Here is an 11,663-nt window from a genome sequence, read left to right on the forward strand (position 1 = left end):
GGCGGCGTCAGATTTGCCCGCTCTCTACCTGGCGCACGATGCGCTCGGTGAAACGGTCTACTCCCTCAGGCTCGTAGCCCTTGCGCAGACTGGCTCCGAAGACCCAGGCAAAGGCCTGATAGACGCCAGCGCGGGTGGGACCAAAGAACGACTGGATAAGATTGTAGGACGACGAGTTGCACTCACGGTAAATCAGTTTGATGAGCAGTTTGCCCTGCTGGTAGGTAAGCCGCTTCATGCGGGGAGTATACTCGGCCTTGATGCCCTTCTCCACGAGTTTCAGGTGGCGGTCGCGCGCTTCCTTGTTGGGCAATGTCTGCAGATAGTCATAGGTCTCGAGGATGATGCCACGACATTCCTTGGCTATAGGCAGCACCTTTTTCACGTTATAGACCAGTCTGTTGTACGCCATCATCTGCCGCTCGTTCTTGAAGACGGGCTTGGGATATACATAGATGTTATTGAGCTCGACATACTGCACCGAGTCGCGGCCCAGCAGCACCTTGCCCACCTTGACCATAGGCACAAAGGTGGGGTTGTCCATGTCCACCTGTCGGTCTTCTGGATTTATGCCCGCCCGCTTAGCGGTCTGAGCGTCAGCAGTTATCGCCGCCACCATCAGGCACACCATACCTATGATACGATACATCTTCATCATGACCGCAAAAGTAGTGATATTTATCCGAAGTCTCAAAAAAATTGTGTTATAATTTGCTGTCCGGCTGCAAAAAGTCGCGCCAACGGCAGCCATCATCCTGCTGCGCCCATCTCCGGTCGCCATTCCTTCCCAGACTCTCATCGCCATCAGCCGGCTTGTCGCGGCGACGGTAAGGGAGGACAACAAAAATCCCCGAGTCAGGGTAGGATTCTCATCCTTCGCCTTCCTCGGGGACTCTTGGGTCTCAGTGAGGTTAGTCTGCCTCTCTTCCTATGTCATCCATGATGCCTGACCGGCAGCGTCGCCTCCTGTGTCATCATTCGCCGTTATTGGCGTCCTGGCTGTTCTCTGCCGTCTCTGCCTCGTCATGGCTGTACTCGCCCATCTGATTGATGGATGCAAGTTGGCTCAATCGGGCATTGATACTGCCACCAGTGGCTCGCGCCCGCAACTTGTAACCGGTGATATGGGTGCGGGCATTAAATTCCTCCTTGGTGTTGGCAGGCTTGCTCTCAATTCCTACAGAGAAGATGGCAAGGTTGTCGAGCTTCACGGCATTGCCCTCGAGCACAAGTTCCTTGATACATCCCACCATATCGTTCAGCACACCGCAGATTACACCTTTGGAGTAAGGGGTGCCATGGTCAGACATGTGAGCGGCCAATTCGTCAAGGCCCATAGTGCCGTCGAGATTCATGTGGGCATACCAGTTGCCCTTGTGCTGCGCATTGCTGCGATTGTCTTGATACAATTTGTACTTCAACATAATGATTGATTTTTGTTAGTTTGACATTGTGTTTGTGTGTTCGCTTGTTGTCATCCGTTCCGGTACTTTTGACAATGCAAAGGTAGTCACGCACTTCGTCGATACCAAATCTGCGCACGCCATAACCTGCAAAATTCTGTTAACAGCCACCGCCATTCCTGCCAACTTTAGTTAACGCCATCGCCACAGTCATCTCTAACGCCCTGTAGTACACCCCTTCCGAGCCCGTCGCCATCTCCACCGCCGTCACGACCGCTTTCACCCCCATCTGGGCCACCATTACACCTATTATTATATATAGGGGCTGACAGGAGACCATCATCCGATGACACCAACCTAAAGACGGGAAGCACAAGGATAGACACAATAAACCCCGAAGATACGACTATCAGAGTCGCGTTCTTCGGGGCCTTTATCCGTATGGCTTTACTTCTGCACAAACACCTTGCGCGTAGTGCCGTCACTTAGTTTTTCTATATTGATTCCGCTCACGGGAGCAGAGACACGCCGCCCGTCGGGAGTATAGCGCTCTACGACTTTGACATCGCGCTTGCCGTCGACGCCCACGATTTCTGTCGTGCTGCCATTGGAGAGAATGAGTTGCACGCAAGCGGCATATGGAAGCTCGTTAGAGCTTAACCGATATAGCTTATAGCCTTCGTCTTTTATCAACTCACCCCAAACCAGAAAGCCGTTGGCCGTATCAACGGTAAGACCCACTGTGACATCGTTATCATTAGTAGGATTATTTTCAATAGGACTAAAATTTATCGGCTTAAACGTATATCCGAAGATTATATGTCCGGGCTCCTTAGGAATGACATAATTCCATGTACATTCCACCTCGTTGAACACGTAGGACAGAGGTTCTGTCATATAGTCCTTGACAATTGATTCTCCTATCAATTCGTACCCATATCCGTATGATTCATAGGCTACGACGTAGGGGGGAATTACCCAAGGTCGAACCCACCGCGAATGATATACCCACTATCTTGTAACCGGCATAGGGCTTGAGCATCTCGGGAGTGAGGCGTCCCATGACCTCGGCTGACAAGTTATTTCCGATGCCTACATCTATATACCGAGAGTCGGCACCCTTGACAAAGAGATGTTTCTGCTTGGACAGATAGCTACCATCATCCATGGCCTTGCATACTGGTGCCGACTGGATACGCTGAGTCTTAAATAGCGCGGGGTCGATGTCCACTATCTCCGAATCAATCCTTTTGGGCAGCTCTTTGTGCGACTTGCAAACGGTCTGCGCTCCGGCTGTCAACGATACCAATGTAATGAATACTAACGTGAGTAAATTTCTTTTCATATAGACTAACTTTTTATGTATACTTGTGCATGGTTGTCTCATAAACATACCCCCCAAACACACTTTTGACGGCGCAAAGGTACACAAATCATCAGTAAACATGGGTAGAAATAAGAGATTTATTGCGATTATACAAAGAAATATGGAGAAAGCGATGCGCCATGTACGCCCACCCATCACCTTCACACCTATTATTATATATAGGGGTGGCCATGTGGCTGTCTACCGACCTTCCGATGACATCAACAGAAAGACATGGAGAACAAGTATGGACACAATAAACCCCGAAGATACGACCATCAGTGTCGCGTTCTTCGGGGCCTTTATCCGTATAGCTTTACTTCTGCACAAACACCTTACGCGTAGTGCCGTCGCTTAGTTTTTCTATATTGATGCCGTTCACAGGGGCAGAGACTCGCCGCCCGTCGGGAGTATAGCGTTCTACAACTTTGACGTCGCGCTTGCCGTCAACACCCACGATTTCTGTCGTGCTGCCATTAGAGAGGATGAGTTGCACGCAAGCGGCATAAGGGAACTTGGCGCTACTCACCGTATAGATGCCACGACCATAGGCTGCATTGAGGGTACCCAGTACCAGATATCCGTTGGCCGTATCAGTGGTCTTGCCCAGGAAGATAGGTTTGTCGGCATTAGTACCAGTGGCCGACTGGGTATAACCATATCCGAAGAGAATGTCCTTGGGCTCCTTGGGAATGACATAAGTCTGTGTACATCCCACCTCATTGAGCACGATGCCATTGGTAGCATTGGTCACATCATAACTCTCGATGTTTCCACCAGCTACAGTATGTTATCCATCAGTACGGCGCTCCATCGCTATGATACTGGGAACGGAGCCCAAGTCTGAAGCCACTATAAATGCGATACCCACAATGCTATAATCGGCATAGGGTTTGAGTTTATCGGCGGTGATACGACCAAAGACCGCATTAGAGCCAGGAGCTTCGGGGAAGCCGTCGGCGCCAAAGGGAACATCGGCGCCATTGACGAAGAGATACTCCAACGGAACCTTTGTACCGCCCTCGCCCTCAGCCTTGCACATAGGTGCCGCCACGGAAATCTGAGCTGCAGATAGAGAATGGTCAATCGTCCCGTTGCCCGAAACGACATGCACGGGCTGCCCCTTGAGCGACTCGTAGACGGTCTGCGCATTGGCTGTCAATGATACCAATGTGATTAATACCAACGTAAGTAGATGTTTTTTCATATAGATGAGTTTTAATGAATAATCTTGCATCTTTGTTGCAGGCAAGTGCCCAAAAACGGGCATTTTTCGGCGCAAAGATACACAAATAATGCGTAAACGTTGGAAAAATCATGAAAAATATTGCGCCACTCAAAAAAAATAAGGAAAAAACGATACATATTATAAATATATCCATTACCTTTGTGGCAAATTAATGTTACAACACGCCTTCTGAGCCATCCTGTATCTATGCTATGCACCCTGACTAAGAGGTATGTTAACCACGGAGAGAGATAATTAACTTACATAATACATGCTTATGCAACACAATTCACACCTTTTGGGTATGGTGGCAGCCAGCATTCTCGCTGTTGCACCTACCGATGCGTTTGCCCAGGCCAAAGCAGGCGAACAGACTCCAGTAACCGTCAATGTGACTACTGCTGGAACCCTCAACACACTGGTCACCTCTGACCAGAAGTTTACCACAACCTCACTTGTCGTCAAGGGCGACCTCAACGGAGCCGACATACTGTTTCTCCGCGAGATGGCTGGCAGTGACAAGAAGGGCGTAGCCACCGAAGGCAAACTCGAAGTGCTCGACCTGACCGAAGCCAACTTTGTGGCTGGCGGCGGAGACTACTACGACAAGAGCTTCACCGAGAAGGGCTCACCCGCCGATGCCACTGTAGGCTCCTACTGCTTTGCCGGTACCATATTAAAAGAGGTAAAACTGCCCAACTCTGTTACCAAGATTAAGGACAGTGCCTTCGAGAAGTGCGCCGCTCTTACCAGTGTTACCTTCTCCAAGGATGTGACAGAGGTTGGCGCCAGCGCTTTCAGCGGATGCACCTCACTCAAATCATTCGAGTTCCCCAAGGTCAAGATAGTTTCTGCCTACGTTCTTTCTGGCTGTACCGCTCTGACCAAGGTTGTCATCCCCGAGACAGTGACCGACCTCAAGGGCTACATCTTCAAGAACTGCTCTGCTCTCACCGAGATTCACATCGCTGCTGCCAACGTTCCCTCGATAAATTATTCTGCCTTCAGCGGCATCACCCAGAGTGACATCACCCTGTATGTACCCGACGAGAGTCTGAAGAAGTATCAGGACGACTATAACTGCAAATTGTTCAAGGAAGTAAAGAAGGAGTCAGAGTATGATCCCACCGTCAATCCTGGAGAGCCCGGTACTACCGAGGTAGTACGCTCTGTAGAACTCACCGCAGCTGGCACACTCTCTACGACCATCGATGCAGCTGAGAAACTCACCATCACTTCGCTTACCATCAAGGGCGACATCAACGGTGACGACCTGCTCTACATCCGCGAGATGGCTGGCCGCGACATCAAGAGCGACCCCACCAGCGGCAAGCTCGAAATACTCGACCTGACCGACGCCAACTTCGTAGCCGGAGGTGGTAAATTCTATGAGAAAGACCAGTGGAACAACGCTGCCGCTGCAGAGAACACCGTGCAGAGCCACTGCTTTGAGATGACCACACTGAAGGAAATCAAGCTGCCCAAGTCGCTGCGCGCCATCAAGAGCGAGTCGTTCAAGCAATCCAACAAGCTGACCGCCATCACCATCCCCGAAGAGGTTACCGAGGTGGGCGACAACGCATTCGAAGGCTGCTCGTCACTCGTCACTTTCGACTTCCCCAAAGTAACAAAGATTGCCGGCTCAGTACTCGCCAACTGTACTGCACTGACCAAGATAACCATCCCCGCTACTGTTACCGAACTGAGCTACGGCATGTTCAGCGGCTGTTCATCAGTTACCGAGATACATATCGCTGCTACCACTCTGCCCCACAAGGGGTATAAGCCTTTCAACGGCATCGACCAGCGAAACATCACTCTCTATGTGCCCGCAGGCTGTGCAGATATGTATAAGGCCGATACCGACTGGAGTCTCTTCAAGGAAATCAAGGAAGAGGGTGGCACCACCACTCCCGAGACTGGTGTCAAGACCATCGACGTCAAGACCGCCGGCACCCTGTCTACTCTCGTAGGCACAGACAAGTTCAACCTGACCGAAATCAAGGTTACCGGCGACATCAACAGCTCCGACATCCTCTGCCTCCGCGAGATGGCTGGACGTGACAAGATGAATGTTGAGACATCGGGCAAGCTCGTCAGCCTCGACCTCTCTGGTGCCAACATTGTGGCAGGTGGAGACAGCTACTACAAAAACTCTACCACCAATCTCGAGTTCACTACTACCGCCAATATCATCAGCGAGTATATGTTTGACCACTGCAAGCTGGAGTCTTTCGTATTCCCCGCTACAGCTACAGCCATCGAGGGTGGAGCCTTCGGTTCTTGCTACAACCTCAAGGGCACTCTGACTATCCCCGACAACATCACCCGCATCGGTAACTATGCTTTCGAGGCTTGCGTGTCTCTTGAGCACGTCGTGCTGCCTGCCGCTCTGAAGTATGAGAGCTTCTCCAAGCCAGAACTCGGATCCAATGTATTCTCTGGCTGCCATGCCCTGAAGGACATCGTCATCCCCGAAGGTGTGACCCGTATCAGAACCAACGCCTTCAGAGACTGCTTCGAACTTACCAAGGTGACCCTCCCCACAACAGTGACCTACATCGACGGCGACGTATTCAAAGGCTGCAAGAAGCTGGCCCACATCTTCGCCAAGAGAGAAAAGGCACCAACAGCCAGCTATGGTACTTTCGAAGACGGCATCTATCCCACATGTACAGTGCATGTTCCTGCTGGCTCAGTCGACAACTACAGGGGCGCGTCCTACTGGGAGTATTTCACCAATATCGTAGAAGGCACCGTTGATGGCATCGGCAATATCGAAGCAGGACATACATCCAAGGTTGCCGACGGCATCTACACCCTGAACGGTGTCAAGGTGTCTGAAAGCAATCTGGCTCCTGGCATCTACATCGTAAGAAAGAACGGTGTAAGCATGAAGTTTGTCAAGAGATAAACCAACCAACAATACATCAAAGGATGCGTCACTCAAGTTGTGGCGCATCCTTTTTCATTTTAACTCAACAACAATTATAAAACAGACCCTCTTACTCCTCATGGCCTTTATCTTCACCGGTCTTTCTGCATTTGCCGATGAAGACACACGCAAAGACCCCGAGCTCTCGTTCTACAGTTCTTCTGTCGGCATCCTCGCCGGCACGGCTCTCGAAGCCCCATTGCGTAACCCCCACGGACTCATGCCCATAGTCTACACCTCATCAGACAAGTCCATCTGCCAGGTGGATGAGAGTGGTAAGATAAGCACGGCACTCGTCGAGACCACCACCACGGTGACTGTGACCGCCTCGTTTGCCGGCAACGACGAATACCGCCCCGGCACAGCCACCCTCGAGGTAGGCATCATTCCCCGCTCTCCGCTCAAGACTCCCAAGATGACTCCTATGGGCGGCACCTTTGACCACGCCGTAGAGGTACAGGTCACCACTGATGACGCTGCCGCCACGGAGATATGGTACTCCACCGTGGCCAAGAGCGCCGAAGAGATCAAGAACAGCGACACCAACACCAGTTACATGATAACTGGGCAGACTGGAACCATCCGTATCGACCGCTCCTGCAAGCTCTATGTGATGACGCGCGGCAGAGGCACCAAGAGCCCCGTGATAGAAGCCGACTTCACCATCAGCATGCCGCTCAAGGCCGACTTCACTACCGACAAGTCGGTGATGGCAGACTACGCCCAGTATTTCGAGTCCAGCAAGGACCTCGCCAATTGGACGGTACCCAGCGAGTGGCACATAGACGATATGAAGTTCGGCGAGGTCAGAGACGGCGACAAGAAATCAATCGCCATTACCTACGCAGCCGGAGACGGCGCCGCACCGCTCACCTCGCCCGTTTTCGACATCAAAGAGGGGCAACGTCTGGAATTCTACGCTTACTTCAAGACCAAAAATTTGAACTGGGCGCCATGGACGATTGACGTTACCGATTTTACCACAGGACAGACAACCACCCTGTTTAACATCTATCGCTGGACGTTGGAAAACAACTTTGTCTCCGACGACATCATGCAGTGGAAGAAGATAGACATAGACCTCGCCGCCTATGCTTGACACAAAGTGCAGATAGTGCTCAACTACAACTTTGACGGTGAGAACCTGGCCATCGACGCCTTCCGTCTGGTACGCGACAACCCCGAGGCTGCCACACGCATCACAGCCTCCGTCGACGAGCCTATCACCTTCATCAGCCGTTGCCAGGGCGAGCCCACCAAGACGATATGGACGCTCCCTGGCAGCGAGAACAACGAGTATGCCGGCAACAGCGTCACAGTGACTTACCCCAAAGAGGGCATCTACGACGTCACCCTTACCATCAGTCGCAAGAGCGAGAAGGATGTGAAGGAAATCAAGCAGTTTGTCGAAATCATCGGTAAGGCACCCACCTCAGCCTTTGCCATCACCTCCGACACCTACACCACTGCAGCCGACATGGCATTTGTTCCCGCCGGAGTACCCGTACAGTTCACCGACAAGAGCGAGGGGGCGCCCACCTCTTGGGAATGGAAGTTCACCAGCGACAGCGAGACCTTGACCAGCACCGAGCAGAACCCCACCGTTACCTTTACCAAGGAAGGTCGCTATGATGTGACTCTCACCACTGCCAATGCCATCGGCTCCAATCAGGCATACAAGGCGGAGTGCCTGCAGGTTGGCGGCAAAATGATGATATGGAACATCACCGAGCAGGAGATAGACAATCTCAAACCCATCAGCTACGACAGCTTTGGCTTCTATGCTGGCAGCAATATGTTCGGCCTCGACCGCTTTGCCGAGAAATATCCTGCACCATTGGCCGATGCTACCGTGAAGACCGTCGACGCCTACTTCGCCTCAACCAAGACTCGTGAACCCGACGCCGCCATCGAGCTGGCGATATACGATATGGCTGCCGATGGCGGACCTGGCAAGGTGCTCGCCAAGACATCGCTCAAAGCAAGCGAGCTCAAGAGCAATGCCTCCGAATACGTACAGACCACCTTCGAGTTTGCCGAACCTGTAGCCATCGCAAAAGGCAAACCTTTCTTCGTGGCCATTGGCCCATTCCCCTATCAGGGTGTCAGCAGCTATGAGGACCAGATAGCCCTCTACTGCGTGACCCGCAACCAGGGAGGACTCTGCGCCACATGGGATCTGGCACAGTATTCGGACCGATGGATAGCCAACGTCTCAGGCTATTGCTCTATGGCGATGGCCCAGTGGTCAACTACACATCTGTAGCCAACGGCATAGACAATACTGTAGCCCCCGGCAACACCAAGCATGAGATAAGGGCCATCTATAACCTCTGCGGCCAACAGGTGACCACTCCCGAAAGCCACCAGATTTACATCGTGCGCTATTCCGACGGCACAAGTCGCAAGATTATGTGGAAATAAAGAAAAATAGCAGATTGACATTGTCCGCCTAACCGTCGCGGACATAACCATGATTAGGGCTGGAATTCTCGCAAGAGGACTCCAGCCCTTTCTCTTTTCCTCATTGCCACTGCGGCACTAAGACATATCCTACATCACCCCCGCCATCTTTACCTCATTCACCCTTACACCTATTATTATATATAAGGGCTGCCACATGGCTGTCTACCGGTCGTCCCCCACCCGTCCAGGAGGCATGGAGATGGTGAAGAGTTGGCTGTCTGGCATCTCGTTGCCTGCCGTCGATTAGAAATCTTTAATGCTGGATGATAGGGTTCTAATTGTGATTGTTTCCTGTGCTTGCGCGGAAGTGGTAATTATGCGGCATGATGATGGAACGATACATTTTAGTAAGGCTGCGACTGGCAAGGCGTAGGCTGCGCCACCGTTCGCTGCCGCCGGCAGCCTCGCTATTGTCGCCGCCGGCATAATCCTTGTCAACGTACTATCTTTGCATATTATTCAAAAAAAACTCATTCAATGTCAGTTCGTTTTAATGCGTTTTGCATCGTTTTAATAGGGTATTAAAATGATGCAGAGTGGTCAAGTAAATCGAAAAGAGTTACTATCTCGACGATTACATTATGTATTATCTCCTCTTCTGATTTGCCAAATTCAGAAAGGTGCTTCTTTCCAAGCCAGACATGGTCTTTTGCGTAACCTCTCTCTCCCAACATACCTGCAACCTTGTCATCATTGGGATTATATTGAGGCGTCTTATATTTGTCTTCATAAGCCTGGCGTATGTACAAATGGCTTTTGGCTATAGTTATACCGTATTGCGCATTTTCGTTCTTTCTGATTCTCGTTCCATGCGCATAGATATAAGACGATAGTTTGCCAAGGACAGCTTGCTCTATCTGGCAGTAATCCAATTTGTCCTTTCTTTCACGTTTAACCTCATGCTTATTGTGATATGCCTGATTTTCTTTAGCACAAAAGTCTCTTAATTCGCCGATATTGATATGGTCTATGTCTTTTTTATATACATACGCAAAGAACCTGGCTATTAGTGCCTTTTCTTCCTTGGTCAAGTAAGCGGCAGGATGAGGGACGCCATAACAGGGGATGTCATTAAACTCACCCATAAGGATGCGACCCAAAACGGGATTATTGGCCTTGTCGTATCTAAACGAAAAGCCGGCAACATTTATAGAAGCCAATCGGCTAAAGGCATCTTTTCCACTTAGAAATACAATCATCTTGGGATTGCATAGTCTTATCAGTTCCAATGTCTGAGGAAAGGTCTGGGTCAATAAAGATCGGTTTAATTCTGCAGCTGTTGCTGTATTGAAGAATGTAGCATTAGCCATAACAAATCTGCTTTCATCATCCAGAACATTGGGATGACCTAAACCACTGAAATAGATTTTAAGATTTCTGAAATAATTCCATGTGTGATGCAGACTCCAGCTTGTGCAATTTCCATGTTTAGGGTTCTTACAGAAATTACCCGATACCAATTGCTCGGCTGTCATTCCCCGATGAGGGTCAATGCCCCAGTTGGGATTGGCTATCATGTCTTCATAATTACCACCAGAGCCAGGATTGATGCCGGCTATCAAGACATCAACGGAGTCGGTGCCAACAATATTGTTTAGGTCCGATTGTGAATAGAAAGCAGGGACATTATTTCTGCCCAACTCGTCAGCAATGCCATTATAAACTTTAATGGTCGCCTTGCCCCAATCCATCAACTCTTCTTTGGTCATATATGTATCGTTATTTGTTCATCATTCTATATTACGGCGTCTACAAAGCATAGCTGCCACATCTGTCACAGTTATTCAATACTCCTTTCTTTAACTAACGATTTCTATGCAACGATATTGTAAAGATAGCTCGAATTTGTTAAGACAAAGGATATACATAAGCCGATAGCGGTGCCACAGCCATTACCTTCATCACCTTCTCCACCCATGCAGCAAAGGCTGAGACCCTTGCTGTATGGGTGGAGATGGTGTTTATTCTGATTGCGGGGTGGGAAATAGTGATTGCGGGGTTTGCAGTCATTATTGCGGGCTTGGCAATCACTATTTCGTGCCACGAACCCAACTTTACTGTGGGCTCCGACGGGATGAGATGGGGCTCGGGCGGGATGCGATGGGGCTCGGGCGAGATGGGGATGGTCGCTGACGAGATGGCTGTGGACTCTGGCATGGCGGCAGCGGGCTCGGGCATATTGCCAGCGGACTCGGGCTTATTGCCAGCGGGGGCTATCTTGGTCGGAGTCATGGGCGATGGAATGGGGATGGGGGCGGCGTCGGG

General features: G+C 50.6%; 11 protein-coding genes and 1 pseudogene. 4 read left to right on the forward strand and 8 right to left on the reverse strand.

The genetic code is table 11. From position 1 onward, the window contains the following. Positions 1–7 precede the first annotated feature (7 nt). The 6 genes from CIK92_RS00910 to CIK92_RS00940 form a co-directional block, all read right to left on the reverse strand. Positions 8–631, reverse strand: coding sequence for a DUF4294 domain-containing protein (locus tag CIK92_RS00910; protein WP_371591335.1), 624 nt, complete (start codon positions 629–631; stop codon positions 8–10). A gap of 343 nt (positions 632–974) precedes the next feature. Beyond that, positions 975–1,424, reverse strand: coding sequence for a DNA-binding protein (locus CIK92_RS00915; protein ID WP_022310575.1), 450 nt, complete (start codon positions 1,422–1,424; stop codon positions 975–977). Between the two features lie 426 nt (positions 1,425–1,850). Then, a complete protein-coding gene (locus CIK92_RS00925; protein ID WP_094385214.1) occupies positions 1,851–2,300 on the reverse strand; it encodes a hypothetical protein in 450 nt (149 codons plus the stop codon). Between the two features lie 52 nt (positions 2,301–2,352). Further along, the gene (locus CIK92_RS00930) at positions 2,353–2,748 is read right to left on the reverse strand and encodes a hypothetical protein (RefSeq protein WP_144008077.1); all 396 of its coding nucleotides are present in this window, start codon (positions 2,746–2,748) and stop codon (positions 2,353–2,355) included. A 337-nt stretch (positions 2,749–3,085) separates the two neighbouring features. Continuing rightward, positions 3,086–3,523 carry a hypothetical protein gene (locus CIK92_RS00935; protein WP_094385209.1) on the reverse strand — a complete coding sequence of 146 codons (438 nt, stop codon included), beginning with the start codon at positions 3,521–3,523 and terminating at the stop codon, positions 3,086–3,088. A 36-nt stretch (positions 3,524–3,559) separates the two neighbouring features. Then, positions 3,560–3,976 (reverse strand): hypothetical protein, encoded by a 417-nt coding sequence (locus CIK92_RS00940; RefSeq protein WP_144008076.1) that lies wholly within the window; start codon positions 3,974–3,976, stop codon positions 3,560–3,562. A gap of 298 nt (positions 3,977–4,274) precedes the next feature. Here CIK92_RS00940 and CIK92_RS00945 point away from each other — a divergent pair, with 298 nt between their 5' ends. The 4 genes from CIK92_RS00945 to CIK92_RS00960 all read left to right on the forward strand — a co-directional run bounded on the left by CIK92_RS00945 (position 4,275) and on the right by CIK92_RS00960 (position 9,356). Then, entirely contained in the window at positions 4,275–6,911 is a 2,637-nt protein-coding gene (locus CIK92_RS00945) for a leucine-rich repeat domain-containing protein (protein ID WP_158214698.1), read from the forward strand. Positions 6,912–7,011: 100 nt separating this feature from the next. Then, positions 7,012–8,031 (forward strand): hypothetical protein, encoded by a 1,020-nt coding sequence (locus CIK92_RS00950; RefSeq protein ID WP_094387844.1) that lies wholly within the window; start codon positions 7,012–7,014, stop codon positions 8,029–8,031. A gap of 6 nt (positions 8,032–8,037) precedes the next feature. Next, a complete protein-coding gene (locus CIK92_RS00955; RefSeq protein ID WP_094387845.1) occupies positions 8,038–9,198 on the forward strand; it encodes a PKD domain-containing protein in 1,161 nt (386 codons plus the stop codon). Continuing rightward, positions 9,177–9,356: a hypothetical protein gene (locus CIK92_RS00960; RefSeq protein ID WP_094387846.1), complete on the forward strand. Its 180-nt coding sequence runs from the start codon at positions 9,177–9,179 to the stop codon at positions 9,354–9,356. Before CIK92_RS00955 ends, CIK92_RS00960 begins: the two co-directional genes overlap by 22 nt. A 563-nt stretch (positions 9,357–9,919) precedes the next feature. On the opposite strand, the gene CIK92_RS00965 is transcribed toward CIK92_RS00960, so the two are convergent. Continuing rightward, a complete protein-coding gene (locus CIK92_RS00965; protein WP_022310585.1) occupies positions 9,920–11,107 on the reverse strand; it encodes a hypothetical protein in 1,188 nt (395 codons plus the stop codon). A 139-nt stretch (positions 11,108–11,246) separates the two neighbouring features. Beyond that, a pseudogene (locus tag CIK92_RS13610) lies at positions 11,247–11,663 on the reverse strand (hypothetical protein); the annotation flags it as partial.

This window comes from Prevotella sp. P4-67, from assembly GCF_002251325.1.
Lineage (GTDB): Bacteria > Bacteroidota > Bacteroidia > Bacteroidales > Bacteroidaceae > Prevotella.

What these genes read in the sequence shown, in the direction of transcription:
- CIK92_RS00910 (WP_371591335.1), bottom strand. Translation starts at nt 631, where the DNA reads ATGGTGTGCCTGATGGTGGCGGCGATAACTGCTGACGCTCAGACCGCT.
- CIK92_RS00915 (WP_022310575.1), bottom strand. Translation starts at nt 1,424, where the DNA reads ATGTTGAAGTACAAATTGTATCAAGACAATCGCAGCAATGCGCAGCAC.
- CIK92_RS00925 (WP_094385214.1), bottom strand. Translation starts at nt 2,300, where the DNA reads ATGACAGAACCTCTGTCCTACGTGTTCAACGAGGTGGAATGTACATGG.
- CIK92_RS00930 (WP_144008077.1), bottom strand. Translation starts at nt 2,748, where the DNA reads ATGAAAAGAAATTTACTCACGTTAGTATTCATTACATTGGTATCGTTG.
- CIK92_RS00940 (WP_144008076.1), bottom strand. Translation starts at nt 3,976, where the DNA reads ATGAAAAAACATCTACTTACGTTGGTATTAATCACATTGGTATCATTG.
- CIK92_RS00945 (WP_158214698.1), top strand. Translation starts at nt 4,275, where the DNA reads ATGCAACACAATTCACACCTTTTGGGTATGGTGGCAGCCAGCATTCTC.
- CIK92_RS00950 (WP_094387844.1), top strand. Translation starts at nt 7,012, where the DNA reads ATGGCCTTTATCTTCACCGGTCTTTCTGCATTTGCCGATGAAGACACA.
- CIK92_RS00965 (WP_022310585.1), bottom strand. Translation starts at nt 11,107, where the DNA reads ATGACCAAAGAAGAGTTGATGGATTGGGGCAAGGCGACCATTAAAGTT.